Genomic DNA, 25,709 nt, shown 5'->3' with positions numbered 1-25,709 from the left:
CGAGGATCGCCACCGCTTCCAGCAGATAGGTGACCGCGAAGCTGCGGTCGAACAGCGTCAACGCGAACCGGCGCAAAGTCGTGGGCCGCGTGATCTCGACCTGATCACGCAATGCCGCGGGTAGCCGGGCGGTCATCCTGGCGGAGACCCGCGCGACGTCCTCTCCCGGCGTGACGATGACCGAAACCTCGTCGCGTCCGGTGTCGCCGGTTAGCTTCTGATAATCCGCCTCGTCGATCAGCACCGCCCCGGCCTGGCGTCCATAATCGCGCCACACCCCTGCCACGTAAAACCGGGTGCGCCCAGCGATCGGGAGCGCAATCGTCTCGCCCGGATCCCACCCGAACAGCCGCTGCGCGGGTTCGGACACCCAGACGGGGACCGCGGTCGCAGGCATCGTCGGCGCGCGCGCGATCAGGACGAGCAGCGGATCGCGTCCCTGCCGTTCCGGTCGGGCGATCAGGCTGATCGGGGGGCGGTCGGGAGCGATCGTCAGCGGGATCTGCCGGCTGAACGCGACATGCGCCACCCCGGGAGTCGCCGCGAGCCGCATGCGGACTTCCGGGTCAAACGCGGCACCCGCGGTGGTCCGCGCGTACAGATCCGCGCCGAGCACGGTCCCGAGCCAATCGTCGACCGCACCGCGAAAGCTCGTCACCATCGTCGCCATCGCGATCATCAGCGCGGTCGATGCGACGATCCCGCACAAGGCCGTCGCCGCCTCGCCCGGCGCACCGTAGAGGTGGCGTACGGCCAGCATCCGCGGGACCGGCCATGCCCCATGCGCAGCGATCGGCTTGAGCAGCGCACGCGCGAACCAGGGTACGCCCGCCACGCCCCCCGCGAGCATCAGCGCCATCCCTATGAAACCGAACAGCGGCAACCCGTTCACCGCCGGGAGCAAGGCGGCCCCCGCCCCCGCGCCCAGCAACAGGACCGCCGGGATCCACGCCGCGGGTGCGCGCGGATCGACGACGTCGCCGGCGTTCTTGAGCGCTGCGGCGGGCGCAGCGCGTGCGGCGACAAGCGCGGGGAGCACGCTCCCCAGCATGGCCGCGACCAGCCCGAGCGTGAAGAACCCGAGCGCGGCATGCGGCTGGAACACGAGCTGCACCCCACTGCCGCCGAAATAGCCGGCACCGAGATCGCCCCCGAACCACCGCAGCGCGCCCCACGCCAGACCATAGCCTGCCAGCAGACCGACTGCTGCCCCGACCACCCCGATCCCCAGCCCTTCCGTCACGATCGCGGCGACGACGGCGCGGCGCGGCATGCCGAGGGTCCGGACCAATGCAAAGGCGCGCTGGCGGCGAACGACCGACAGCGACTGCGCGGAATAGACCAGGAACCCGCCGGTCAGCAGCGCGACCAGGGCAAGCATGTCGAGATTGACGCGATAGGCACGCGACAAGGCATCCCCCTGCGCACTCTGCGCCGCCGCGCTCGAGACGATCGCGTCGGGTGGGAGGATCGCGCGGACCGCTGGCGCCGCCACGGATCGATCGGACAGCGTCAGATCGAGCCGATCGAGCCGGCCGAGCTTGCCGAACCGCCATTGCGCCGTCGCGATGTCGATCACCCCGATCGCGACGTCGCCAGCGCCGGGGAGTGTTCCCGCGATCCGCAAGCGCACCGTCCGCCCGTTCGCGACGACGGGAACCACCGCTCCGATCTTCGCGCGGGTCTGCGTCAGCGCATCGCGCGACAGGAACAGCGCGGCCTCGTCGAACGCCGCGTCCCCGGCGGAGTCCGGTCCGCGCGGGCGTCGACCGATCAGCGCCGGGGTCACGTTTGCCGCGCGGATCACATCGACCCCCAGCAGCGTGAACCGCGTCCGCCCGATCCGCGCGGGGAGACTGACGACCGGGCTTGCATCGAACACGCCCGCTGCGGTGGCGACGCGCGGGTAGAGGCGTTCGTCGAACCCCAGCGGACTCGTCGCGCGGATCGACAGGTCGGCGGCACCGCTGACCCCGCGCATCGCGCCGTCGAACGACGACAAGGCGCTGCCGTTGACCAGATGGACCGCGAACCCCAGCGCGACCCCGACCGCAATCGCCACCGCCGTCGTCACGAAGCGTGCGGGATGGAAGCGCCATTCGCCCCCGATCAACCATGCGAGCGCCAATCGTCCCGAGATCAGTCCGGCCCGATCAGCCACGCCGTTCGACCAGACCGTCCGCGCCCAGCGTCAGCACGCGATCCGCGATCGCGGCGCTGGCGTCGGAATGCGTCACCATCACCCCAGCCGCCGCATGGCCGCGCACCGCCTCCGCGAACAGGGCGAGCACGCGCCGCGCCGTCTCCGGGTCGAGGTTGCCGGTCGGTTCGTCCGCAAGGATCAGCGCGGGGCGATGCACCAGCGCCCGCGCGATCGCCACGCGCTGCAATTCGCCCCCGGACAGATCGCGCGCATAGCCGTCGCCGCGCCCCGACAGGCCGACCGCGTCGAGCATCTCCTCCGCCCGCGCCTCGGCAGCGCGCGCATCGGGCGACACCAGCGCGAGCGGCAGCGCGACATTCTGGCGAAGGGTAAGGTAGGGAAGGATATGGAAGGCCTGGAACACGAAGCCGATCCGCTCCCGCCGCAACCGGGTCCGGCCCGCATCGTCGAGGCTCCCCAGAACAGTCCCGTCGATCGCCACGGTCCCGTGATCCGCATCGTCGAGCCCAGCCAGAATATTGAGCAACGTCGACTTGCCGACGCCCGACTCCCCGATGATGGCGACCAGCTCCCCGGGCGCCACCGCAAGATCGAGGTTTCGAAACAACTGCCTTGGCCCGGGCACCGCCTTGGCCAGCGATCGCACCTCCAGAAGCGAAGCTTCGCCCATTGCCAATGCTCCGTTCGCGGGGTGCGGATCGGCCCCGGCATGCTACGTCCGATCGCCCCATTTCGTTCCGCGGACAAGCCGCCACAGCCACCGCACGAAAGGGTGTTCCCCCGACCGGGACGATGCCAAGGTAACGCCGAATCATGCAAGACAACAGGACACGATCGGAAATGGACCTTGGAACACCCGTGGATGAAACCGGCACGCTGATCCGCGACGGCGGCGCGTTCTTCCTCCAGCGCGACCTTGGCGGCCGGTTCGAACTCGAGCTGCAGCGCACGCCGGTCGATCTCGTCGAGAAACGCGTGCGCCTGCGCGGGACGATCGTCGGGCGCGACCGGGTCAGCGCGGATGGGGTCGCGCCCGCCTGACCCGGCGTCATCCGCCGCCGGGGTCGAACGGTTTGTCCGGCCGCATCAGGAACGACAACCCTGCCCCGACCAACAGGAGCGCGATCGATGCACAGAACGGCGCGGTCCAGCTCCCGGTGAGATCGAGTACGAGACCGAACACCAGCGGCGACAGGATCCCGGCCAGTCCGAACCCGAAATTCATCATTCCGCTGGCCGCGCCGGCATGATCCGGCGCGATGTCCATCGGCACCGCCCAGATCGGCGCCACCACCAGTTCGGAAAAGAAGAACGCCAGCGACAGGCAGATCGCAACGACAGTCAGATCATGCGTCAGGACGACCGGAATCAGGAACACGAACGCGCCCAGCATCCCGGTAATGATCACGTTGCGCCGCGCGGCCAACACATTGCCCGTCCTGCGGTAGATCCGGTCGCTGACCAGTCCGCCGACCGCGTCCCCGGCGACACCGCCGAGCAGCACCCCCGCCGAGAACAACGCAGAATGCGCAAGATCCAGGTGGTAGCTCTTCAAAAAGAACGACGGCAGCCACGTCAGGAAGACCCACAGCGTCCACCCGTAACAGAAATCGACCGCGGTCACCGGCGCGATGCGCCGCGCGAGCCGCCACCAGGGCACCACGGCCGTCTTCGATCTTGCGGGGGCGGGCGGCAGCGCGGCGATATCGGCTTCGGTCATGCCGGGGTGGCTCCGCGGATCGTCCCGCGCGATCAAGAACCACAGCAGCACCCAGATCAGGTTGAACAGGCCAAGCGCCACGAACGCGCCACGCCACGAGGCAAACGTCAGCACCGCGACGACCAGCGGCGGCGTCAGGGCATTGCCCAGCCGCGCGGCAGCATGCGTAATCCCCTGTGCGAACCCCCAGCGCGAAACCGGGAGCCACGTCGCGATCGCCCGCGTCGCGCTGGGAAAGGCGAACCCCTCGCCGAACCCCAGCGCCAGCCGAAGCGCGAACAGCGAAGCGAGCCCGCCCACGAGGCCCGTCAACATCGTAGCAGCGGTCACCAAGGCACCGCAGAACAGGAGCGTCCGCCGCGTCCCGAAGCGATCGCTGATCCATCCGCCGAACAACTGGATCAACGCGTAGGGATAGGAGAAGGCCGAGACCGCCAACCCGAACTGCGCGTTGGTCAGGCCAAGGTCCGCGGTCATCGCCGGCGCGATCGTGGCGATGTTCACGCGCTCGACGTACAGCACGAGATACATCAGGCAGAGCACCGCCAGCACCTGGGTCGGAACCGACACCCCGAACCTGCGACGACCGGGGATGTCCGCTTTCATCGGCACCGTATCCGTCACGCAGGGCGGCTTTCGCCCTTGATCTGCGTACGGTGCATCACCCGCCGCGTATCCGGATCGAACGGATCGCGCCGGTGCATCGTGCAACGATTGTCCCACAGGACCAAGTCGCCGACTTGCCAAACGTTGGTCCAGGTCAGCGCCGCCTGGTCGACATACCCCCACAGCGCATCGAGCAGCGCCTCGGACTCGGCGAGCTCCAGCCCCTCGACATAGGCGTTGCGTCGGCGCCCGAGATACAAGGCGGGACGACCGGTTTCGGGATGGGTGTAGACGAGCGGGTGCAGCGCGCCCGGGGCCTCGCGCGGATCGTCGCTCGGCACGACCCCTTGCCGGACATAGCCGCCGCTATTGTACGTTCCGTCATGCTTGACCCGCCGACCGGCGATCCGCCGCTTCAACGTCTCGGGGAGCGAGTCATAGACCGCGTACATGTTGACGAAGCTGGTATTCCCGCCGGTCGGCGGCACTTCCAGCGCATAGAGCGCGCTCGCCTTGGGGGGCTGCTCGATATACGACATGTCGGTATGCCAGACCGCCTCGCCATTGCCGAGGCTCCCGATCGGCGCGCCATTCTCGACGACGTTGGACACGACATAGAGCTCCGGCATGTTGCCGACGAAGCGCCGCCCGGTTTCCTGGACAGGGGCATGATCGAGCGCGCCGAGCCGCCGGCTGAACGCGATGAGATCGGCCGGCTCGAGCTGCTGCGACCGAACCAGCAGGACGAGGTTCTCCAGCCACGCCGCATGCAGTTCCGCAAAGCCCTCCTCGTCCAGCGTGCGCAGATCGATACCGCGCACTTCCGCGCCGAGCCCGCCGCCTGACGCCCGAACGTCCAATTGGCCCACGGTGCGTTGGTCATGGTCGCTCATAAGCTCTCCTGTTTGTACAGCCCGACCACGTTCGTGCCGGGCATGTCATTCGTTCGGAGGATACGAAGATGCGGCGAGACCCGGGCCTTGCAATTCGTTGTCGGGCCTAAAGTTTTGGTGTTCCTCGCAATCTTTATGGCGCCCACGGTTGAACACCTTCGCAACACCATCCATATACCATCCACACGGATGGTACGGAGATTTTCATGACAGTCGCGGTACGCGAGACGAAGCAGAGTGACAGCGAGAAGATTACGATCAATCTCGGCTTCGTCGACCTCGGCTACGTCGATCTGCTCGTCCGCGAGGGGTTCTATGGCAACCGCAGCGACTTCATTCGTACGGCGATCCGCAATCAGCTCGAACGGCACAGCGAATCCGCGAAACAATCGACCATCCGCCGCCAGTTACAACTCGGCCTCTGCCATTATTCGGCGCGCGATCTGGAAGCGACACAGGCAGCGGGCGAACGCCTCGACATCCGCGTGCTGGGTCTCGCCACGATCGCCGCGGACGTCTCCCCCGAACTCGCCCGCGCGACGATCGGATCGATTACCGTGCTCGGTGCGCTTCATGCCAGTCCTGCGGTCAAGGCAGCGCTCGCCGACCGCATCGCCTGATTTCTATTTTTCGAAGGACTTTTATCATGGCTCTGATCGATTCGATGGCCGAAGCCTTAAGGCTAACCCAGTCCGGCGATCTTGCTGCGGCAAGCCGCGTGGTGCGCGGTGCTATGGCGGCCAACGCCGGGTTCGCCCCGGATGCCGCCCCCTCCCCTGCATCGGATGCCCCCGGCGCGCGCGTCATCGACGTTACGCCGGGTCGCAAGGCGGCAGCCACGCCGCCTGTCGGTGGTTTCACGACCCGAACCTACAAGAGCAGCGCCGGCAGCATAGACTATATGTTGTATCGACCGGCCGACCTTGCCCCCGGCATGCCGCTCGTCATCATGCTCCATGGCTGCACGCAGTCGCCCGAAGATTTCGCCCGCGGAACCGGAATGAATGCGCTGGCCGACGAGTATGGCTGCGTGATTGCCTATCCGCGCCAGACCCAGTCCGCCAACATGCAAAAGTGCTGGAACTGGTACCAACCCGGCAACCAGCAACGCGACTCCGGCGAACCGGCGCTGATCGCCGGATTGACGCGTGACATCATCGCGGCGGAACACGCTGATCCGGCCCGCGTCTATGTCGCTGGCCTGTCCGCTGGCGGCGCCGCTGCGGCGATCATGGCAGACGCCTACCCTGAGCTGTTCGCCGCAGTCGGCGTACATTCCGGGCTCGCCTGCGGTGCCGCCCGCGATTTGTCCAGCGCGTTGACCGCGATGAAAAACGGCAAGCAGGACAAACGCGTCCGCACACCCGCTGGTGGCAAGGCGCGCTTCGTTCCGGTGATCACTTTCCACGGAGACCGCGACACCACGGTCGGCGAGATCAACGCGCGCGACATCGTCGATGCCGCCACCGCCGCAAGCGGCGGCGCGCTCTCGGTCGTGGTCGAAAACGGCCAGGCAGGCGGTCGCTCCTACAGTCGCGCCCTCAGCCGCAACGCCGACGGAACAGTGCTGATCGAACAATGGACGATCACGGGCGCGGGACATGCGTGGTCCGGCGGTGATTCGAAAGGGTCCTACGCCGATGCGACCGGACCGAATGCATCGCGCGCGATGCTGGACTTCTTCCTGCTCCACCGGAGCACCGCAAAGTAGCGCCGCGGTCGGCGGCCCATCCCCGGATCAGTTGTCGAAGTAGCGACGCGGTTGCGGCATCCGGCGACGCTTCCGGGTCGCGAATGCCCAGCAGATCAACCCCACGCCGAGCTGCGACAGGACGATCACGGCGGCTTCGACGCGTTCAAATCCGGGAATGCCGTGGGCGAACCACACCGCCACAGCCAGCGGCACGAGATACAGAAGACAAGCGATCAGAACGCGGTTCCGCTCCCGCCGCGTCGGCGCGTCGAAGGGCGTGATCGCCGCGAGGCACGCGGCTGCAACCAGCAGCGCAATCGGCACGCCGATCGGTGCCTCCATGACGAACGCCAGGACCATGACGCCCAAAGTGACGATCGCAACGAGTGCGGCGAACATTCTTAATCGAAACATTACAGGCCTCCTGGGCTAGTCTGCGGACCACGGAAGGCCACCGTCGTCTCCCCCATGCCCCGCAACCGCGCCTGCAAAAATGCGATGCGCGGCCCCTCGAAACGGACCGCACTCAATACGCCGGTCGCATAGGCACCGGTATCGATCCCGATCCGGTTGGCTGTCACGACCGGAGCCTCGGAACTCCAGCTATGGCCGTGCACTACGACCTTCTCGAACCGGTAGTCGGCCTGGAGGAAGTCCTTCCCGATCCACAGACAATCTTCCTCGTCCTGCTTCGAAAGCGGAACACCCGGCTTCAGCCCGGCATGGACGAAGACGTAGTCGCCGCACATATGCGTCACCGGCAATTCGCGCAACCATTCGAGATGCGATGCCGGCATGCGGTCGAGCAGGCGATCGCGCAGCCGGAAGCATTCCTCGTCGAGCGCGGAGGGCACGATGTCGGCGAGCGGAACCCCGTAGGACGACAGCGTGGATTCACCGTCGCGTTGCAGCCAGGCAAGATTTTGCTCGGGATGCTCCACGAAATCGAGCAGCATGACCTCGTGGTTTCCCCGCAGGAACACTACATCGAGGGCAGCATGCCGCGCCAGCCAGATCAGCGCGGTGAGCACGTTGGCGGACTGTGGCCCACGATCGACATAGTCGCCGCAAAACACGAGAAGTGGCGGCAAACCGACGTCAGCCGCCTCCACATCGGCGACAATCGCTTCCAATAATGCGGCAAGTTGCACGTAACAGCCGTGAATATCGCCCACCGCATAGACGATCCGACCGTCGGTGGACGTGGCGCGTTCGGACGGCGTGGCATGAAGCCAGCGCAGGATCTCAACGTTCGTCGTTGAAATCGGGGGATCTTCCGTCATTCCTCCCCCTCACGCCGCGCCCGATCAAGCGCCCCGGCCAGCGCGTCATAGCGTTCGATCGTCCCATCCGGATCATCCAACGACCGCTCCCGAGCCCGGATCCAGCGACGGTTGATCGCGGTCAGCCGCCCTGCCGAGACGCCGCTGCGTCGAGCTCGGCTATACGCCAGCCGGAGCCGCGCATCGGCGTCGAGCACGTCCTGGTAAATGCATCGATCCTCAAGACTTCCCGGGGCGCAACCGGCTGCGGCGTTACCGGAACGTCCCGGCCGAACCGTCTCGGATGCCTCTGGCGTCGAACGGGCGCGCACATCTCGCGGTGTTGACCGGTCGGGCGTCACGTCGTCGGTCGCCGCCCGTTCGGCACCCATGGGTCGGCGCACCGGGTCGATCGTCGGTGCCCGTGGCGCAACCGTACCGTTGCCCTCGTCATCGATGATGATTTCCGACCCCGTGCGGACCGAGGGCGCCACGAGCGCGACGGTCTGCAGCGCTGTCGAAGGCGCGGCACTCGCCCCGACCGCTACGCGGCTCGGCACCGCCGTGGCGGTGGATACGGCAGGCGACCGAACCGGATCTTGCGCCAGATAGCCCACCCCCAAGGCTGCGCCGGCCGCGACGACCAGCGCCGGCGCCGCAAGCGCAACGATGCGCCAGCGACGCCCGCCTCGACCCTTTCGGGCCGACCCAGCACGATCATTCAACGACGTTCCGGCCAGCCCACGCTTCGCCAAGGGCTTGAAAATCCGGTCCATGTCGGCCGCCACCGAATCCGGCGGCAGGTTGGTCACCATCGGTACTTTTCCTTTTAGCGCGACCGTGTTGCGAGATGCGTCTGTACTTTGCGTTAACAGCTATCCGAAACAGGTACGCCGATCAAAGGGGCGCGGCCCGACCCAGTGGCCGACCTTGGGTCAGATCGGGAAACACATCATGCGATCGATAGGTTGCAGTCGATCCAAGACTGCCCCGCCACGGGCATCGTAACACCGGCGCGGGTTCGCCGGAAATTCGATAGCCGTCGCTTGGCAGCGCTGCGGATCGCGCGCAGACTTGCGACATGATATCTACAGTCCTCCTCCTGCTCCTGCAGGCTGACCCCGCGCCGGTTCAGGCGCCCGCCGCAATTCCGCCGCTGACCGCTGCGACCACGCCTGCTCGCCCGACGACAGCGTGGCCCGCCAGATCTGCTCAATACACGGTCCGGAACGTGCGGTTCCGGTCGGGTGAAAGCCTCCCCGAGATGCGGATCAGCTACACCATGCTTGGCCAGCCGCATCGCGACGCGCGGGGCAAAATCGACAATGCGGTGATGATCCTGCACGGCACCGGCGGCACCGGCCGCCAATTCCTCAGCCCGCAATTCGCCGATGAGCTCTACGGTCCCGGCCAACCGCTCGATATCCGTCGGTACTGGATCATCCTGCCCGACAATATCGGACACGGAAATTCGTCCAAGCCGTCAGACGGGCTGCACATGCGGTTTCCGCATTACGATTATGACGACATGGTGACCGCGCAATACCGGTTGCTCAAGGATGGGCTCGGCATCGAACGGATGCGCCTGATCATGGGTACGTCCATGGGATGCATGCACAGCCTGATGTGGGGCGAAAAGCACCCTGACTTTGCCCGCGCGCTGATGCCACTCGCTTGTGAACCGATCGAGATCGCGGGCCTTAACCGAATGTGGCGACAGTTGGCGATCGACGGGATCCGCGCGGACCCGACGTGGGCAAACGGCGAGTATCGCACGCCGCCGGTTCAGGGTCTCCGCACCGCCGCCAGCCTGTTGTTCGTCGCAGGCGCCGCTCCACTGTACTTCCAGGCGCAATATCCAAGGCGTCAAGATGCGGAGGCGTTCGCCCGCCAGCGGGTGACGGCATCGATCGCGTCGACCGACGCGAACGACCTGATGTATCAAATTGATGCGTCGCGGACCTATGACCCCTGGTCGAAGCTGGAGCGCATCACCGCACCGACGATGTGGATCAATTCGGCCGACGACTTCATCAACCCGAGGAACCTGGATCTCCCGCAACGAGCCGTTGCAAGGATGAAGAACGCGCGCTTCCGGTTGATTGCGGAAACCGACGACACGCGCGGCCACGGCACGCACACCGCAGCACGTTTCTGGAAGCAGGATCTGGCCAATTTGCTCGACCGGACGCAGTAACGGACGGACCGAACGGTTCGGGATCGTTCCAGGCACCGGAGAACAAAGCGTGTCCGACGCGCCCTGCTCGACCGGCCTACAGTCCCTCCGCGACCCAATGCGCATTGGAAAGACGCCGGGCAAGCGTCCAGGCCTGAGCACGGATGTCGGGAACCGCGACGATCTCCCAGAACGCGCCGCGCGTCATCGGGCCGAGCGCGAACAAGCGGTCGTTGGGGACGCCATCGTCCGCCACCACGCGCATCTGGTCATCCACGTCGATCCCGAGCCCCGCCGCATCGGGGCGGATTGCCCCGCGCATCGTCAGCCGGTTGAGCACGGGCTCGGTCGTCCGCCGCAGATCGCCTTGGGGGCCGGTACAGTTGATGATGCGCTGGACATTCAACTGTTCGACCTTTGTCGCACCACGCGTTCGCCACTCGACCGTGAGTCCGTTTGAAGCCGCTTCCACCCGTGCGACCTTTCCTGCGAGCACGTCGAGTCGACCAGCCTCCAGAAGCGCCATGATCCGAGCGGCAACGTCCGGCGCAAGCCGATGGCGATGAATGTCCCACCACGGTCGAGCGTGGCGGATAAAGCGCGAGCGTTCTTCCGCACTCGCCGCGCGCCACATGTCCTGCGTGAAAGGCCGAAGTTCGTCGATCGCACTGCGCCATCCGATATCTGCGCCGCGCGCCCGGAGGGAACGGAGCCGTTCCGACAGGACCGACGTGGGACGCTCCCTGATCGGTACGAACGGCGCGCCCGGCGCTGCATGTGCGTGCGGCAACAGTCCGCGCCGCGACAATGCGACGATCCGCCCTTCGAAGCCCTTCGCCTCGAGCAGCAGCGCGACATCGACCATCGTCAGACCGGTGCCGAGGATCAGAACGGTATCACCGGCCCCCAAATCTTCCGTCGCCGCAGCGTGCCAACAATTGCCCGCGTACCGGTCGGGCGGAAACGCATCAAGAGCGAGCCCACCAGGGGCAGGCGGCGGCAAGTTTCCGACTGCTAATATAGCAGCATCTGCCGTGATCTTCATACCATCTCGCAAGACGACACGAACGCTCGAGTCGTCGACGACATCGACGGCTTCGCCGTGCACGATCTGCAGGCGGTCGGGATTCTCGGCCGCGACCCGATCGAGCAGGCTGCGCAGATACGTGCCGTACAACAGCCTCGGCACGAAGGTCTGCCCGACGATGGCGTGCCCCTGCTCCTCCAGCCAGCGCGCGAAGTGGGACGGGTCGTCGGGGAACGCGCTCATGTTGGTCGCGCGCACGTTGAGCAGATGAGTCGGATGCGCTGCGCCGTAAGCGAGGCCGATCCCGGCGTCTGCCTGACGATCGATCAGGGTCGCGCGCGGGCCATCATGCCGAACAAGGTTGATCGCAGCGAGTGAACCCGAAAATCCACCTCCGATGATCGCGACATGTTCGATCACGCCACGCTCCAGCCACCGCGGGCGGTCGCACGGTTCACTGCCATTCTCCTGCCGTCTGGACCGTCAACCGACCAACGCCAGCGAAAGTCTCGCTTCTCCCGGCATCACGTCCGGGCAGCGTCTCGCCTGGTCGATATCGACTAGGCGACTTAGGTCACTTACCCTCGGTCGGTTCCTCGGCCGGTGGAGATTCGGAACCGAGATCCTTGCGCGCGCTGCGCGACGTCATTCCGGTTGCGGACGCGTCGTCCATCATCTGCTGGTCGGGCTCCGCAGGAACCGGCGGCGGCGTGTCGTCGACAACCGCTGTGTTGACGGTCTCGACCGGCTCGACTGCCACAGGAGAAGGCTCGGGTGTCGGCATCGCTGTTTCGGACGTGCCCAGATCGGCATTGTCCGTCGCGTTGTCGGTATAGACGGGGGCGTCGTCCGATCCCGAACACGCACCAAGAGTAAGGGTCAGCAGCGTCGCTGCAACGGCGAAGGCGACTTTACGATTCATTCGATACGGTCCTCAGCGGGCGGCAAGGGTTTGCGTCTGGTGCGCGGAACGCGCCTCGATCTTGCTGGCGAGCGTCCCGTCCCATTTGTACGGATCGTCGCGGAAGCTGACCTGTCCATTCTGGTTCGCGAACGCTGTCCAGTACAGCAGATACACCGCGACCGGCGCAGCAAGCTTCGCGCGGACGGTCTTACCTGCGGTCACGGTCTCGTCGATCGTCTGGGCCGACCATTCGGGCGTCGTGCTCATCAACTGCTTGGCGAGTGCGGCAGGCTTTTCGAGCCGTACGCAGCCGTGGCTGGCAAGCCGGTCGAACTTGGCAAAACCCGCCTGTGCCGGGGTGTCGTGGAGATACACTGCGAACGGATTGGCGAAATCGAATTTGAACCGGCCAAGCGCACTGCGTTCGGACGACTGCTGGAGCCGCTTACTACCGTCCCCATTGTCGATCACGCGGAAGCCGTTGCGCGCCAGATAGCCCGGATGCGCCTTTTCCTTCGGCCACAACTCCTTGGTCGCGATCGTGGAGGGCACGTTCCACGGTGGATTGAGCACGATGCTGTGAATCTGTGAAACCAGCATCGGCGTCTCGTCGCCCGGTCGCCCGGTGACGGCCTTCATCGACATCACCGGGGCGTCACCGTCGAACAGCGTCAACACCGCAGCGGCGATGTTGACCTGAACCCGGTTCTGCTCGAGCGTCGGTGGCAACCAGCGCCAGCGCTCCATGTTCGCCTTGATCTGCCGGATGCGGGCATCGACCGGGACGTTCAGCGCCGCAATCGTCTGGGCACCCGCCGTCCCGGTCGGATTGAGCCCATACCGCCGCTGCGCCCGGCGCAAGGCTTCGAGCAATGCGGTGTCGAACTTGTCGCCGCTCGCCTTGATCTGCGGATCCTCGACCGCAAGTCGTTTCCGCAACGCGGCGACCCGCGCCCCGCTGCTCCCGAACGCGACGTCCGACCCGGCCGCGAGCTGTGACCAGCCGCCGTCCTGACCGATCGCCCGATAGCGCGCGAGTCCTTCGACCAACGTGTCGTACCCGGCATAAGGCGGCGGCAACGCCGCGATCCACGCGCTGAGCCGATCGCTGACGATCGCCGCCCGCAGCGCCGGCAGCGGGTCATAGGCAACCGGACGCATCGCCCAATCGCGTTGGAAGTCCCCTTCGGCCAGCCGTCCCGAATGCACCGCGCGCGCATGGTCCAGCGCCGCGCGGATCAACCCGTCATTGTCGCGCGGGACAGACACAGGCGTATCGCTCAACCCTTGTGCGACCACGTCCTTGCGGATCAGGTCGGCGAGTTGCTTGGCTTGAGTCGCGGACAGCGTCGGCAGCACGATCTCGGGCGAGATCAGTGGTTGCACGGTGGGGACTGGAGTGGGCGTGACGCTCGGCGCCTGCATCGTCGGCGGCAGCAGAGAGACCGGCGGCGGGGTCTGTGCGAAGACCGGAAATGGAACAAGGCAAGCGCTTGCGGCGGCATAGCGGGCAAGCCTGGATGCCGTGCGAGTGAAGGTGGATTCTTTGCGACGCTTCATGATCATAGCAGCGCCTCTAACACGGCACTGGCGTGCTCTGCATCGCCTAATTGGCGTTTCGTCGGAACAGCGCAGAAACGATGGTTAACGGCATCACCTGGTATAGCCGAACACGGTCAAGGTCGGGTCTGGCTTGCCCGTGCTGACGACGGCGCTACTCTGAAGCCGGTCAAGCGCCGCCTGATAGCTGGCGGCCTGCGCAGAGGCGCGCGAGACCGCCGCCTTGCTGCCCTTGGGCGATCCGCCATTGGCCAGCGCAGCCTTGGTCGAATCCCAATAGAGCGAACGATAGCCCGTCTGCGTGATCGACATCGCTTGCTTGACGGCGTTGAGCGCTATTCCGGCATCCTGCGCCGACGCAAGCGACAGGCCAGCAGAGAGGCCAAGGCCGAATTGCCCCCCCGGCGAAACCTTCGGCGCGCTCGCCGCCCGCACCGGTGGTTGCGACAGGATTTGCGGATCGATCCCGATCTTCGACAGCACGTCCTGTCCGGGTGGCCCAGCGATCAGCTCGATCGTCGCGCCGCCACGCGCAGTGATCTGAAACGCGCGACCGTCGCCCTTGATCGCGCTCGAAACGCTCGCCTTTCCTCCGGTCAGCAGCCCAAGTCTGCTGGCAAGCGACGCGACCGTGTCGTTCGCTCCGATCGTCAGCTTGATCGCCGCCCCGCGATTGATCCGGATCGAGAGGCTGTCGCCGACCCGCACGTTGGTCTGTGCCACCAGGTTCGCCGACACGTCGGGTGTCACGACGCCGCGGTTGAGCCCGAGCGCTTCGAGGATCGTGTCCCCGCCCGGCGCGCCAGCGATCCGCACCGTCCCCGTACGCGCGCCGCTGGCGCCAAACTGTTCGACCGTTTCGATCGCGCCGGTCGTCGGATCGATCCGCCCGACGAACCCGTCGATCTCGCCCCGTTTGGCTGCGCCCAGTGTCCCGCTCGTCCGCCCGCCGACGTACAGCGAGTCACCGAGAAAGCCGACGCTATCGATCTGGTCGTCGCCCGTCGTGGCCAGATAGGTCGTGGCGACGCCGGAGAAGTCGGCGTTGATCCGCGTGACGAACCCGTCCCGCGCGCCGCCCGGTGCATTGACTTGATCGCCCGCCACGGCCCCCAGTGTCGAACCGACGATCGCGATCGTACCATCCTCGGAGACAGCCAGCCCCCGCGCTTGCGCGGCACCCAGCGAGACACTCCCAGAGTCGGAACTAAACCCCGTTATATCATATTGTTGCAGCAGACTGTTGGTTCCCTGCTGGAGAAGGGCAAGGACCTTTCCTGCACGGTCGAAAGCCAGTGCGGTAACGCGGTCATCACCTCCGCTGTCGAGTATCCGCTGTTCCAGGACCACGCCCTTCGCATCGAGGCGCGCAAGATACGCGTCGCCCTGCCCCGTCGATGTTCGCCCGCCCAGAACCATCGTTCCATCATCGGCAACTGCAATCGCGGTAGCGCTGTCGAAGCTCGATGTCCGGATCCTCTGCAATAGCTGCTCGTCGCCGTTATCCGCGAACCGCGCGACGACCATCGCGCTGCCATTGGCAATCGGATCGGCGCCATCGGATACCGTCCCCGCGATCACCACGCCGCCGCCCGGCGCGAGCGCGATCGCCGCGCCGGTGGACGTCCCCGGTGTGCCAAGGCTGCGCTGCCACACGACGTTCCCGATGCTATCGCGTTTGGACACGAACAGCATGGCGTTGCCGTTGGAAAGCGCGCCGCCAAGATCGCCCCCCGTCGTCCCCATGACATAGCTGAAGCCCTGCGGGTCGACCACCAACGCATTGACCGTCGTTTCCGCAGTGACCGTTGGCGGCGGTGGCATGGCGACTCTGGGTTTCCCGGGTGCGGCGGCAGGAGGAGTCGGTTTTGGCCGAAGCGCGGCGGTTGCGGTCGCAGTTCGGTCGGTCGCAGCGATCGTCCCATCGAGACGTGGCTCGATCATCCCCTCGGGCGTATCGAACCGGAGCATCTGGACCTTCGTGGCAGTCGCAACACCGGTCACATCGGCGGCAACGACAAGGGTCGAGGGAGCCCCTGGCTGATCGATCGTGATCCGTTCGTTCCCGGTCCGATCGATCGTGAGGCCCCAGGCATCACCGGTCTTGGTAACGCGGACCTTGACGTCCCAGCGCGGAAGCGCGGCTCCGTCCGCTGCATATTGGATCACGCCTGCCGCATCCCGCGCGGGGATCGCGGCGAAAGCGGAGGTCATCGCGGTGGCAATGCCGTCAAGCGTCGCGGGCTGCGGGATCTGCGCCAAATCGATGTCGAGCACGTCGCTGGTTTCGCGCTGCGACATCGTGATGCGCAGGCGTTCGGTCCCGGAGATGTCAGGTACGGCGGCGAAACGATCGGCAACCACACCTTTCCCGACGATCGCCGGCAACACTTTGGGGCCGCCGATCGCGATACTTTCCGCACGCGTATGCGGCTGATCGAAGGCGAGCTGCAACTTGTCGCCGACCGTCGAGCCGAGGTACGCGCGCAAATCTTTCAACCCAAGCTCAAAACTCTGCTGTAAGCTCTTGCGCTGGGCGGCATTCGCGCTGCTGCTTGCCGCCGCTTGGGCAAGGACCCGCAACCGGTCAAGCGCCTTGTACGTGGTGAAGTCGGCTTGCACGTCCCGTGGCAACGTACCCGATCCGGCACGCGTGTCGACGACGCTTTTCATCGCTTGCACCGCGGCGACCGAAGGGGACGGCGTCCGCGTCTGGGTCCAGGGTGCGGTCGTGGCGGGGGTCTTGAACTGCGCATGCGCGGCGCGCTGTGCGCGGGTTTCGGTCGCCACCGTAGCGACGCTCATGCCATACGTTGCGAACTCGTTGGTACGCGTCAGCAGGCTCAGGCCAGCAAGGCTATTGGAGACATCCGCCGCCATGGATCGTCACTCCGGGTAGAGACCCTCCTGGGTCACATCCCATGATAGACACCGGTCGGATTCCCGGTCGCGTCTGCACATTTTTTGTTGAATCAGGGCAACACCGCGCCCGCTTGTGTGGTTTCGGCTGGCGCACGCTCTAGCGCGGTCGCCTCATACGCAATCAGATCGCGGCAATCCCCCAACGCACGGTAGAATTCGCCCGCGGCGATATGCCGCGCGAAGCTGACCACCATCGCTTTTGCCGCGTCAGACTGGATCGCGCTGAGCAACGCATGGACCAGCAGGACCACCTGATCCTGATAGCGGTCCCGTGCAGGCTCGTCGATATACGCCATCATCGCGGCGAAGTAGAGCCGCCGCGCGGGCGTGTTGGCCTCCTCGGGCGTCATGATCTCACGCTCGCGCAGGACCGCAGCCTGGTTCTCGACCGCGAGCCGCGTCCGACCGAGCGCGACCAGCACCGCGCCGTTGACGACGACCTTCTCCCCTTCCCGCAACCAGATCTTGAGCGCCACGTCCAATCCTTCCGCACATCCCTGCGCCATCATAGACGGCGTGCATCGCGCACGGTCCGGACCCGGAATTTTTTGCCTATCGTCATCAAAAGGTTCGTGCACGGAGCTTAACCATCAAAAAGCGTCGTGCCGGAAACCGCATTCCCAACCGCTTTCTAAAAAGGACGCATGCTCCGCCTGTCGCGGCGCATCGGCTGCAGAAGCAACCGTCTTTTTGAGAAGGAATGTTATCATGGCAATGTCGGTCAACACCAATACCGCCGCCCTTACCGCGCTCCAGAACCTGAGCATGACGACCAACGAACTGGCGACGACTCAGAAGCGTATCAGCACCGGCCTCAAAGTCTCCTCGACCAAGGACGATTCGGCTTCCTACACCATCGCGCAGACGCTGCGCGGCGACGTCGGCAAGCTCGCATCGGTCGGGTCTTCGCTGAGCCGCGCCAAGAGCACGGTCGACGTGGCGGTTGCGGGAACGCAGCAGATCTCCGACCTCGTCAACCAGATGGCCGCCAAGGCCACGTCGGCGTCGGACGCGGGCCTCGACACCAACAGCCGCGATGCGATGGGCAAGGACTTCGACGCACTGAAGGAGCAGATCCAGTCGATCATCGACTCTTCAAGCTTCAACGGTACCAATCTGCTCCAGGGCAGCGGCGGTAGCGTCAGCGCACTCCAGTCCACCGACACCACCGCAGCGACGCTGGATGTCGCCAACCAGGACTTCGACACCGACGTCATCGACGCAATCGGTTCCACGTTTACGGACGCGGCATCCGCCAAGACGATGATCGACACGCTGAAGGACGTTTCGACGACGATCAACGCGAGCCTCAGCACGCTCGGCTCGGCATCGCGCAAGATCGACGGTCAGTCGAGCTTCGTGAACAGCCTGTCGGACGTGATCACCAGCGGCATCGGCAACCTCGTCGATGCGGATCTGTCGAAGGAATCGGCCAATCTGCAGGCGTTGCAGGTCAAGCAGCAGCTGGGCGTACAGGCTCTGTCGATCGCCAATCAGGCGCCGCAGAGCATCACCTCGCTGTTCCGCTAAGACCACCGAGACCCGACGCCGGCCCCTCGGGTCCGGCGCCGGGACCAGAGATCGTCGGCGCCTACCCCCTCAGGGTGCCGACGTTGCGACAGGGGCCGGCCGGCACGCTCCCTTTGGCCCGCCGGTCCCTGTCCTTTCGTGTTTTCGCGGCGCGCCCCCGCTACATCATCCGCCCGCGCAAATTCATCAGCAGCACCAGCGTGCCGCCGACCATCATTACGATGATCAGCGTCGAGAACAAAATCAGCTGCAGGTCGTGCCGCGACGCGCGCTGCATCGTGATGTGCAGGAAGCAGCGGAAATGTACCACCGCCTGCACCAGCGCGAGCCCCAGCACGATCGCCAGCGTCGTCCCCGCCGCGAAGGACGGCCACACCACCGCCGCGAACGCCGCGCCGGTCAGCGCGAGCGCCAGCAGATAGCCCACCGCATAGGTCCGCAGCTCCGTGCGGCGTTCGGTCCCGTTCTTCATGCGATATGTCCGCCCAGATAGACGACCGAGAAGATGGCGATCCACACCACGTCGAGGAAATGCCAGAACAGCCCCAGCCGCAACAGGTTGAGCTTCACGCGCCGGTCGAGCCCGATCACGCGGACCTGCACGATCATCACGATCAGCCAGAAACACCCCGCGACGACGTGCAGCCCATGCAACGGCACGAGCGCGAAGAAGGCGGACAGGAACCCGCTGCGGCTCGGATAGGCGCCATCCGCAAACATGTCCGCAAAGTCCTTCGTCTCGAACCCGAGGAAGACCAGCCCCAGCCCCAGCGTCACGAACAGCCAGAAGAACAGCACCCGGCGCGGCTCGTCATATTTCATCGCGACCGAGGCGCGCCCGAAGGTCGCGCTGCTGGTCAGCAGCAGCAGCGTCTCGATGAACGCGGGCAGCAGTTTGAACTCTGCCGCCGCGGTCGGCCCGCCCGCGGTCGCCTGCGTCATCGTGCCGTAAGTCGCGAACAGCAGCGCGAAGATCACCGCGTCGCTCATCAGGAAAATCCAGAAGCCGAACAAGGCGGTATCATCCTGTTCTGCGTCCGGTTGTTCGATCTCGGTCGCTGTCTTGCTCATCGTTCCGCCAGCCCCTGATTGGCAGTCGTCATCTCGGTGTGGCGGGAGATCGCGCGCGCCTCGGCAAGCGCCGCGCGCCACCGGCGATCCTCCCGCGCGACGTCCGCCGCAAGCAGGATGCGGTGTTGATCGCGTCCGAAGCTGCGCGTCACCAGCGCCGCAATCACCACCACCGCGCCCGCGACCCCGAGCCACCACATGTGCCAGATCAGCCCGAACGCAGACACTGCCGCGAACACGCCGATCGCGATTCCGCTCGCGCTGTTGCGCGGCATCACGATGTCTTCGTAAGCATAGGGCTCCGCATAGGGTGGTGCCTGATGCTCGGCGTGCTTGCGCCGGTAGAAGATGTCGCGCCCGTCGACATTGGGCACGACCGCGAAATTATACTCGGGCGGCGGCGACGCGATCGACCATTCGAGCGTCCGCCCGTCCCACGGATCGCCCGCAAAGACGCACAGCGCATCGCGGTTGCGGATGCTGACGACGAGCTGCACGAACAGCGACCCCAGCGCGCAGAACAGCACCCCCGCCCCCGCCATCGCGACGTACAGCCACGGGCGGAACGCGGGGTCGAAGATCTCGTGCGTCCGCCGCGCCATCCCGCTCGCGCCCAGCACATAGAGCGGCATGAACGCGAGGTAGAAGCCGACCACCCAGCAGGTGAAAGCGATCCGCCCCCATTTCTCGTCGAGACGGAAGCCGAACGCCTTGGGGAACCAGTAATGATAGCCCGCGATCATCCCGTAGAGCAGCCCCGGAATCAGCATGTTGTGGAAATGCGCGACCAGGAACAGCGTGTTGTGCACCAGATAATCGAGCGGCGGCATCGCCAGCAGGATCCCGGTGAACCCGCCCAGCACGAACGTCATCATGAACGCCAGCGCATAGAGCATCGGCACCGTGAAGCGCACTTCGCCACGGAACATCGTCCAGATCCAGTCGTAGATCTTGACCCCCGTCGGCACGCCGATCGTCATCGTCGCGATCCCGAACACCGCGTTGAGATTGGCGCTTTGCCCCATGGTGAAGAAGTGGTGGACCCAGACGGTGAAGCTCAGCACCGCGATCACCATCGTCGCGAGCACGAGCGAGGTGTAGCCGTACAGCTCCTTGGTCGAGAAGGTCGACACGACCTCGGAATAGACCCCGAACGCGGGGAGAATCAGGATGTAGACCTCGGGATGGCCGAACAGCCAGAACAGGTTGGCGTAGTTCATCATGTTCCCGCCAAGATCGTTGGTGAACATGTGGAACCCGAGATAGCGGTCGAGCGCGAGCAGCGCCGTCGCGACGGTCAGCGGCGGCATCGCGAAGATCATCAGGATCGACGTGCACAGGCTGGTCCAGCAGAACAGCGGCATCGCCATGAACGCCATTCCCGGCGCGCGTTGCTTGTAGAGCGTGCAGGCGATGTTGATCCCCGCCATGGTCGATCCGATCGACCCGAGCGACACCGCCCAGATCCAGTAATCCGGCCCGACTTCGGGACTGAACGCGATTTCGGTGAACGGCGGATAGCCGGTCCACCCCCCGGTCGAGAATTGCCCGACGACGAGCGACGCCATCATCAGCGCAGCACCCCCCGCGGTCAGCCACAAGGCGACCGAGTTCGCCCAGGGAAACGCCATGTCGCGCGCGCCGATCTGGAGCGGCATGACGAAGTTGATCAGCCCGGTCAGGAACGGCATCGCCATGAAGAAGATCATGATCGATCCGTGCGTGCTGAACAGCTCGCCGAAATGGTCAGGGGTGAGGAACCCAGGATTGTTGATCGCGACCGCCTGTTGCCCGCGCATCAGCACCGCCTCGACCAAAGCGCGCGACAGCATCACGAAGGCGAGCGCGATGTACATGATCCCGATCTTCTTGTGATCGAGACTGGTGAGCCACTCAGTCCACAGATAGCGCCACTTGCCATAGCGAGTCAGGAGCAGCGCAACGACGATCGCGCCGACGACCACCAGCCCGCCCGCAAACGCGCCGACCAGCTCACTCGCGCTGGGGTTGGCGATCGCGCGGACGAACGGCAAGTCGCGCCATTCGAAGCGGCCGAGCAACAGCGGCCAGACCGGGGTGTTCATCGTGCGTCCTTCGCCTTCATCGGCATGCCGTGCGTCGTTCCTGCTTGATCCGAGCTGCCCGTCTTCGCGATCACATGCGCGAACATGCCCGGCTGGACCGTGCCGAAGAAGACCGGCTGCGGCGCGATCGAACGCTCGGCAACCGCGCTCCAATTCGTCTGGTCGAGCATCCGCGGCGCGGCATGCGCGCGGCCGAGCCACGCCTGATAGCCTGCGCCCGGAAGCGCCAGCACCGTGAACCGCTCGCGCGCGAACCCGGCCCCGTTATATTGCGTGTTCTTGCCGAGATACTGACCCGGGCGGGATGCGGCGAGATTGAGCTCGGTCGTCATCCCCCCCATCGCATAGATCTGCCCGGCGAGCCGCGGGATCAGCATCGACTGCATTACCGTCGCGCTGGTCAGCCGGATATGGACCGGTCGCCCGACCGGGATCGCGAGCTGGTTGATCGTCGCGATGCCCTCGTCGGGGTAGATGAACAGCCATTTCCAATCGAGCGCGATTGCCTGGATCTCGATCGGCGCGGCACCCGGCAGCTTGCGATACGGGTCGTCGATGTGCGTCCACGTCCACAGCAGCACCGCGAGGACGACCACGATCCCGATCGGCGGGATCCAGATCAGCGCCTCGACCCACCAGGAGAAGTTCCAGTTGGGGCGATAGGCATCGTCGGCATTGCCCAATCGGTAGTGCCACGCGAACAACGGTGTCAGCAGCAGCACCGGCCCTGCGACGAAGACCAAGATCGCGGACACGATCAGGAACAGGTGACGCTCGTGCGTCGCCACCGGCCCGGCTGCTGCGAGAAAGCCATGGCCCAGCGCCGAGCATCCGCCGAGCGCCACCAGCAACCCGACGGACACACCCCAGCGGGCAACCGGCAACCGCATACACTCGCGGCGAATCATCGTGAACGCGTCCCTTCGGCTGCGGACCCCACGTCCGTATGCCGGGCGGGTGCTTGCGCCATCGGACGCCGCATGTCGACGGATTGTAACGAAATTTGTCTGCGGCTTGGAATGGACTCTGAAATCAGCCCCCTAATGAGTCTTACGTCAGATCACCGAGCAACGGCCAAACCGTTCGTGCGCCTGGCGAACGCTGCCAATGGTGAAAAAATCCTCTCGATCTCATGCCAAAAATGCATATGGGGATCGCATTACTGGATAGGCCATCTGTGCAGGGGCGCGATGACCACGACGGGCTACCCATGCCGCGATCCGCGCCGCGAAAACGCGGCGGATCGTGATGGGGCTGCCAGTCGACACGATACTTTGGGGGTCAAGATGACATCACTACCGCGCCTTCGCAGTCACGCCGCGCGTTGGGCAATTTCGGCGGCGACGGTCGCCTTGTGCGCACCGCTGACCGCGCATGCTCAATCCGCACCCGCCGCAGCCGCTGAGCCTGCATCCGAGCTGACCGACATCGTCGTCACCGCAAATCGTTCGGGCGCGCAATCGCTGCAGACCGTGCCGATCGCGGTGTCGGTCGTGAACGTCGATCAGGTGACCAAGGCGGGCCAAGGCAATCTGTCCGACCTCGCCAAGTTCACGCCCTCACTGTCGATCACCGAAGGGGCACCAGGGTTCAACAAGTTCAACATGCGTGGCCTTGCGACGGGCCCGTATCGAACTTCGGACACGTCGGACCGGTCGCTCGTCGCGGTCTATCTCGACGATACGCCGATCTCGGTGCAGGGCCAGACGCCCGACCTCAAGGTCTATGATCTGGAACGCGCCGAAATCCTGCGCGGACCGCAGGGCACCCTGTTCGGCGCAGGATCAATGGCGGGAACGATCCGCTTCGTCTCGGCCAAGCCCAACCTGACACAGGCGTTCGGCACCGCCGAGGCAGGCGTCGTCACCACCGAGCACGGCGAGCCCGGCTTCAACGTCCGCGGCATGCTCAACGTGCCGATCGTGACGGACACGCTCGCGCTGCGCACGAACTTCTATGTCGGGCGCGACGGCGGGTTCATCGACAACATCGGCTTGCGCAACAAGCAGGACGCGAACCGCAACAGCACCTATCAGGGCCGTGCCGCGCTACGCTGGACGCCGGACGCCACACTGACCGTGGACGCCTCCGTCACGTATGAACGCAGTATCGCCAACGGCCTCAACGCCGCGTTCGACGGGCTCGCGCCCTATACGCTGCTGACGAACGGCCCAGAAGGCACCGACGACCGCTTCCGGCTCTATACGCTTGGCGCGGATTACGATGCCGGCTTCGCGCATCTGATCGTGACGGGCGCCTATACCGACCGCGCGATCGGCTTCGATGCAAGCCTGGAGCCGCAGATCGGCTATTTCTTCGAGGGCACGGCGCCGTTCCGTACCGATTCCTATCCGCTGTACGCGGCCCCGGCGTCCTATAATCAGGCCACCGCGCTCAAGATCCCGGCCGAGCTTTATCAGATCGACCAGAAGATCAAGGACTACATGCTCGAGGGTCGCCTCGTCTCGAAGCCGGGCGGCCCGGTGGCCTGGACCGTGGGAGCGTTCTACGAAAAGCAGAAGCGCACCCTGCGGCAGGACATCCCGGTCGCCGGGTTCGACCGGACGTCCTATCAGAACTTCTACTACGGCCCGTTCAACACGCCGAACGGCCTGTATGACTCGCAGCTCGTCGACTCCGCGTTCCAGCCCAATGACATATACTCCGGGCTTCAGAACACCAACGAACATCAGTTCGCGCTGTATGCGGACGGCACATGGCACGCGACCGACAAGCTCGATCTGACCGCAGGGCTGCGCTACTTCAATTTCAAGGAACGCTATTTCCTGTTCTCGGGCGGCACCTACGGCGTGATCGACAGCAAGCCGCTGACGACCAACGCAACGCTCAAGTCGAACGGGGTCAACCCGCGGGCGAACGTGTCCTACCATTTCGACCCGGATTTCATGATCTATGCCGAGGCGGCCAAGGGCTTCCGCTATGGCGGCGGCAACCAGCCCGTCCCGCTGTCGCCGAGCTACCCCGCAAGCGGCGGCTCGATCGCACAGCAATGCACGCGGCAGCTTGCGGGCTATGGCTATGACGCCGCACCGCTCACGTTCGGGCCGGACAAATTGTGGAACTACACGATCGGCGAGAAGGCGAAGTTCGCGGACGGTCGCGTGACGCTCAACGCAAGCGCCTATTATATCGACTGGCGTGACGTGCAGACCCGGCTGCGGCTCGATTGCTCCTATTTCTTCACCGACAACAAAGGTCGCATCACCAGCAAGGGCGTCGAGCTCGAGACGATGATCAAGGCAACGCCCGAGATCACGCTGTCGGCGAGCGGATCGTACAATGATTCGACGGCGAACGGCGACATCCCGACGGTCGGCGCGTTCGACGGCGACCGCACGCCTTATTACCCGCGCTGGACCGGCAATTTGCAGCTGTTTTACGATCGCCCGGTCGGCGACGGGGCGCTGCATGTTCAGACGGGGTATCAATATCAATCGTCGCAGACGACCAACTTCAACCAGTTCAGCACCGTGATCGCAAATGGCGCGCTGACCCGTAACGGTCTGAATCAAAGCTTCGCAGTGATCCCCGAAACGCACAATCTGAGCGCCGCGGTGACCTACAACATCGGCCAGTTCGAATTCGGCATCTACGGCAACAACCTCGCCAACGGAGTCCGGGTGACCGACATCGCGCGGGCGACCTATTACCAGGTCTATCAGGCGGGCAGCCGCGTGACGCTCGCGCGGCCTAGGACGATCGGCTTCCGTGGGAAGGTGAGCTTCTGAGGGTCGTTTCGAACGGGCCTGCAGCAGTTCGCGCTGAGCGAAGCCTAGGGGCCGCCTGCAGATCGAGCGTTCCACGCGGTGATAGCTAGGCTTCGACTTCGCTCAGCCCGAACGGATTGGGGGGACGGAGGCGACAGCCAAGCCGTTCGCCCTGAGCGAAGTCGAAGGGCCGCGTGCAGAAAAAGTGTCGCCTGTGACGCCCCCTTCTCGCCCCCAGATCCGCGAATGTTTGACAACCGCGCGCGCTCGTCGCAAGCGCCACGAACCGGCCGGAATGCCGGGAATCAAGGACTCGAATCAGCAAATGCCCAGCGACAGTAGTCGAATGTACGCGCCATCGGGGGCGCT

The 25,709-nt window shown here is 65.3% G+C and carries 22 protein-coding genes (1 of these 22 cut by a window edge); 6 read left to right on the top strand and 16 right to left on the bottom strand.

The window, feature by feature from the left end; genetic code table 11:
* Together ABIC16_RS10035 and ABIC16_RS10030 are read right to left on the bottom strand one after the other, a co-directional pair.
* Positions 1-2,161 carry the 5' portion of an FtsX-like permease family protein gene (locus ABIC16_RS10035; protein ID WP_354290967.1) on the bottom strand. 365 nt of this gene lie to the left of the window's left edge, so only the first 2,161 of its 2,526 coding nucleotides appear in the window; it begins with the start codon at positions 2,159-2,161; its stop codon lies off the left edge, out of view.
* A complete protein-coding gene (locus ABIC16_RS10030) occupies positions 2,154-2,834 on the bottom strand; it encodes an ABC transporter ATP-binding protein (RefSeq protein WP_354290966.1) in 681 nt (226 codons plus the stop codon). Before ABIC16_RS10030 ends, ABIC16_RS10035 begins: the two co-directional genes overlap by 8 nt.
* 170 nt (positions 2,835-3,004) lie before the next feature.
* On the opposite strand from ABIC16_RS10030, the gene ABIC16_RS10025 reads away from it, so the two are divergent.
* Entirely contained in the window at positions 3,005-3,205 is a 201-nt protein-coding gene (locus tag ABIC16_RS10025; protein WP_277969137.1) for a DUF5818 domain-containing protein, read from the top strand.
* 7 nt (positions 3,206-3,212) lie between these two features.
* Here the strand turns inward: ABIC16_RS10025 and ABIC16_RS10020 are convergent, their stop codons facing one another.
* Both ABIC16_RS10020 and ABIC16_RS10015 read right to left on the bottom strand, forming a co-directional pair.
* A complete protein-coding gene (locus ABIC16_RS10020) occupies positions 3,213-4,508 on the bottom strand; it encodes an MFS transporter (RefSeq protein WP_354290965.1) in 1,296 nt (431 codons plus the stop codon).
* Positions 4,505-5,383 (bottom strand): TauD/TfdA dioxygenase family protein, encoded by an 879-nt coding sequence (locus tag ABIC16_RS10015; RefSeq protein WP_354290964.1) that lies wholly within the window; start codon positions 5,381-5,383, stop codon positions 4,505-4,507. The genes ABIC16_RS10020 and ABIC16_RS10015 overlap by 4 nt, the downstream gene beginning before the upstream one ends.
* 206 nt (positions 5,384-5,589) lie before the next feature.
* Between ABIC16_RS10015 and ABIC16_RS10010 the strand changes: the two genes are divergently transcribed.
* Together ABIC16_RS10010 and ABIC16_RS10005 are read left to right on the top strand one after the other, a co-directional pair.
* Complete coding sequence (locus tag ABIC16_RS10010; RefSeq protein ID WP_354290963.1) at positions 5,590-6,003, top strand: ribbon-helix-helix domain-containing protein; 414 nt, start codon at positions 5,590-5,592, stop codon at positions 6,001-6,003.
* A 26-nt stretch (positions 6,004-6,029) separates the two neighbouring features.
* A complete protein-coding gene (locus tag ABIC16_RS10005; protein WP_354290962.1) occupies positions 6,030-7,094 on the top strand; it encodes an extracellular catalytic domain type 1 short-chain-length polyhydroxyalkanoate depolymerase in 1,065 nt (354 codons plus the stop codon).
* A 27-nt stretch (positions 7,095-7,121) separates the two neighbouring features.
* Here the strand turns inward: ABIC16_RS10005 and ABIC16_RS10000 are convergent, their stop codons facing one another.
* From ABIC16_RS10000 to ABIC16_RS09990, 3 genes are read right to left on the bottom strand one after another with little or no spacing between them, the layout of a single operon-like run.
* The gene (locus ABIC16_RS10000; protein WP_354290961.1) at positions 7,122-7,490 is read right to left on the bottom strand and encodes a hypothetical protein; all 369 of its coding nucleotides are present in this window, start codon (positions 7,488-7,490) and stop codon (positions 7,122-7,124) included.
* The gene (locus ABIC16_RS09995) at positions 7,490-8,359 is read right to left on the bottom strand and encodes a metallophosphoesterase family protein (RefSeq protein ID WP_277969131.1); all 870 of its coding nucleotides are present in this window, start codon (positions 8,357-8,359) and stop codon (positions 7,490-7,492) included. The genes ABIC16_RS10000 and ABIC16_RS09995 overlap by 1 nt, the downstream gene beginning before the upstream one ends.
* Positions 8,356-9,153 (bottom strand): hypothetical protein, encoded by a 798-nt coding sequence (locus ABIC16_RS09990; protein ID WP_354290960.1) that lies wholly within the window; start codon positions 9,151-9,153, stop codon positions 8,356-8,358. The genes ABIC16_RS09995 and ABIC16_RS09990 overlap by 4 nt, the downstream gene beginning before the upstream one ends.
* Positions 9,154-9,419: 266 nt before the next feature.
* On the opposite strand from ABIC16_RS09990, the gene ABIC16_RS09985 reads away from it, so the two are divergent.
* A complete protein-coding gene (locus tag ABIC16_RS09985; RefSeq protein WP_354290959.1) occupies positions 9,420-10,535 on the top strand; it encodes an alpha/beta fold hydrolase in 1,116 nt (371 codons plus the stop codon).
* Between the two features lie 76 nt (positions 10,536-10,611).
* On the opposite strand, the gene ABIC16_RS09980 is transcribed toward ABIC16_RS09985, so the two are convergent.
* The 5 genes from ABIC16_RS09980 to ABIC16_RS09960 all read right to left on the bottom strand — a co-directional run bounded on the left by ABIC16_RS09980 (position 10,612) and on the right by ABIC16_RS09960 (position 17,403).
* Positions 10,612-11,961: an FAD/NAD(P)-binding protein gene (locus ABIC16_RS09980; protein ID WP_354290958.1), complete on the bottom strand. Its 1,350-nt coding sequence runs from the start codon at positions 11,959-11,961 to the stop codon at positions 10,612-10,614.
* Between the two features lie 154 nt (positions 11,962-12,115).
* Positions 12,116-12,463: a hypothetical protein gene (locus ABIC16_RS09975; RefSeq protein ID WP_354290957.1), complete on the bottom strand. Its 348-nt coding sequence runs from the start codon at positions 12,461-12,463 to the stop codon at positions 12,116-12,118.
* Between the two features lie 12 nt (positions 12,464-12,475).
* On the bottom strand, positions 12,476-14,005 hold the full coding sequence (locus ABIC16_RS09970; RefSeq protein WP_354290956.1) for a L,D-transpeptidase family protein: 1,530 nt from the start codon (positions 14,003-14,005) through the stop codon (positions 12,476-12,478).
* A gap of 93 nt (positions 14,006-14,098) precedes the next feature.
* Positions 14,099-16,885 (bottom strand): NHL repeat-containing protein, encoded by a 2,787-nt coding sequence (locus ABIC16_RS09965; protein WP_354290955.1) that lies wholly within the window; start codon positions 16,883-16,885, stop codon positions 14,099-14,101.
* A gap of 92 nt (positions 16,886-16,977) precedes the next feature.
* Positions 16,978-17,403 carry a flagellar biosynthesis repressor FlbT gene (locus ABIC16_RS09960; RefSeq protein ID WP_354290954.1) on the bottom strand — a complete coding sequence of 142 codons (426 nt, stop codon included), beginning with the start codon at positions 17,401-17,403 and terminating at the stop codon, positions 16,978-16,980.
* Positions 17,404-17,635: 232 nt separating this feature from the next.
* Here ABIC16_RS09960 and ABIC16_RS09955 point away from each other — a divergent pair, with 232 nt between their 5' ends.
* Positions 17,636-18,457 carry a flagellin gene (locus tag ABIC16_RS09955; RefSeq protein WP_277969123.1) on the top strand — a complete coding sequence of 274 codons (822 nt, stop codon included), beginning with the start codon at positions 17,636-17,638 and terminating at the stop codon, positions 18,455-18,457.
* Positions 18,458-18,617: 160 nt separating this feature from the next.
* On the opposite strand, the gene ABIC16_RS09950 is transcribed toward ABIC16_RS09955, so the two are convergent.
* The 4 genes from ABIC16_RS09950 to ABIC16_RS09935 are packed head-to-tail and all read right to left on the bottom strand — an operon-like array spanning position 18,618 to position 22,502.
* Positions 18,618-18,929, bottom strand: a complete 312-nt coding sequence (locus ABIC16_RS09950) for a cytochrome o ubiquinol oxidase subunit IV (protein ID WP_354290953.1) — start codon at positions 18,927-18,929, stop codon at positions 18,618-18,620.
* Positions 18,926-19,528 (bottom strand): cytochrome c oxidase subunit 3, encoded by a 603-nt coding sequence (locus tag ABIC16_RS09945; RefSeq protein ID WP_354290952.1) that lies wholly within the window; start codon positions 19,526-19,528, stop codon positions 18,926-18,928. Before ABIC16_RS09945 ends, ABIC16_RS09950 begins: the two co-directional genes overlap by 4 nt.
* On the bottom strand, positions 19,525-21,612 hold the full coding sequence (locus ABIC16_RS09940; protein WP_354290951.1) for a cbb3-type cytochrome c oxidase subunit I: 2,088 nt from the start codon (positions 21,610-21,612) through the stop codon (positions 19,525-19,527). The genes ABIC16_RS09945 and ABIC16_RS09940 overlap by 4 nt, the downstream gene beginning before the upstream one ends.
* Positions 21,609-22,502 carry a ubiquinol oxidase subunit II gene (locus ABIC16_RS09935; protein WP_354290950.1) on the bottom strand — a complete coding sequence of 298 codons (894 nt, stop codon included), beginning with the start codon at positions 22,500-22,502 and terminating at the stop codon, positions 21,609-21,611. The genes ABIC16_RS09940 and ABIC16_RS09935 overlap by 4 nt, the downstream gene beginning before the upstream one ends.
* A gap of 396 nt (positions 22,503-22,898) precedes the next feature.
* Here ABIC16_RS09935 and ABIC16_RS09930 point away from each other — a divergent pair, with 396 nt between their 5' ends.
* Positions 22,899-25,361 carry a TonB-dependent receptor gene (locus ABIC16_RS09930; RefSeq protein ID WP_354290949.1) on the top strand — a complete coding sequence of 821 codons (2,463 nt, stop codon included), beginning with the start codon at positions 22,899-22,901 and terminating at the stop codon, positions 25,359-25,361.
* Positions 25,362-25,709 lie beyond the last annotated feature (348 nt).

The organism is Sphingomonas sp. PvP055, from assembly GCF_040546365.1.
GTDB classification, from domain to species: domain Bacteria; phylum Pseudomonadota; class Alphaproteobacteria; order Sphingomonadales; family Sphingomonadaceae; genus Sphingomonas; species Sphingomonas echinoides_A.
This window is presented reverse-complemented; position numbering and strand designations above follow the sequence as displayed.

Coding starts and splice junctions, on each gene's coding strand:
- ABIC16_RS09940 (WP_354290951.1), bottom strand. CDS start 21,612: ATGAACACCCCGGTCTGGCCGCTGTTGCTCGGCCGCTTCGAATGGCGC.
- ABIC16_RS10015 (WP_354290964.1), bottom strand. CDS start 5,383: ATGAGCGACCATGACCAACGCACCGTGGGCCAATTGGACGTTCGGGCG.
- ABIC16_RS09935 (WP_354290950.1), bottom strand. CDS start 22,502: ATGCGGTTGCCGGTTGCCCGCTGGGGTGTGTCCGTCGGGTTGCTGGTG.
- ABIC16_RS10030 (WP_354290966.1), bottom strand. CDS start 2,834: ATGGGCGAAGCTTCGCTTCTGGAGGTGCGATCGCTGGCCAAGGCGGTG.
- ABIC16_RS09965 (WP_354290955.1), bottom strand. CDS start 16,885: ATGGCGGCGGATGTCTCCAATAGCCTTGCTGGCCTGAGCCTGCTGACG.
- ABIC16_RS10005 (WP_354290962.1), top strand. CDS start 6,030: ATGGCTCTGATCGATTCGATGGCCGAAGCCTTAAGGCTAACCCAGTCC.
- ABIC16_RS09985 (WP_354290959.1), top strand. CDS start 9,420: ATGATATCTACAGTCCTCCTCCTGCTCCTGCAGGCTGACCCCGCGCCG.
- ABIC16_RS10000 (WP_354290961.1), bottom strand. CDS start 7,490: ATGTTTCGATTAAGAATGTTCGCCGCACTCGTTGCGATCGTCACTTTG.
- ABIC16_RS10025 (WP_277969137.1), top strand. CDS start 3,005: ATGGACCTTGGAACACCCGTGGATGAAACCGGCACGCTGATCCGCGAC.
- ABIC16_RS09975 (WP_354290957.1), bottom strand. CDS start 12,463: ATGAATCGTAAAGTCGCCTTCGCCGTTGCAGCGACGCTGCTGACCCTT.
- ABIC16_RS09990 (WP_354290960.1), bottom strand. CDS start 9,153: ATGGTGACCAACCTGCCGCCGGATTCGGTGGCGGCCGACATGGACCGG.
- ABIC16_RS09955 (WP_277969123.1), top strand. CDS start 17,636: ATGGCAATGTCGGTCAACACCAATACCGCCGCCCTTACCGCGCTCCAG.
- ABIC16_RS10010 (WP_354290963.1), top strand. CDS start 5,590: ATGACAGTCGCGGTACGCGAGACGAAGCAGAGTGACAGCGAGAAGATT.
- ABIC16_RS09995 (WP_277969131.1), bottom strand. CDS start 8,359: ATGACGGAAGATCCCCCGATTTCAACGACGAACGTTGAGATCCTGCGC.
- ABIC16_RS09970 (WP_354290956.1), bottom strand. CDS start 14,005: ATGAAGCGTCGCAAAGAATCCACCTTCACTCGCACGGCATCCAGGCTT.
- ABIC16_RS09945 (WP_354290952.1), bottom strand. CDS start 19,528: ATGAGCAAGACAGCGACCGAGATCGAACAACCGGACGCAGAACAGGAT.
- ABIC16_RS09950 (WP_354290953.1), bottom strand. CDS start 18,929: ATGAAGAACGGGACCGAACGCCGCACGGAGCTGCGGACCTATGCGGTG.
- ABIC16_RS09930 (WP_354290949.1), top strand. CDS start 22,899: ATGACATCACTACCGCGCCTTCGCAGTCACGCCGCGCGTTGGGCAATT.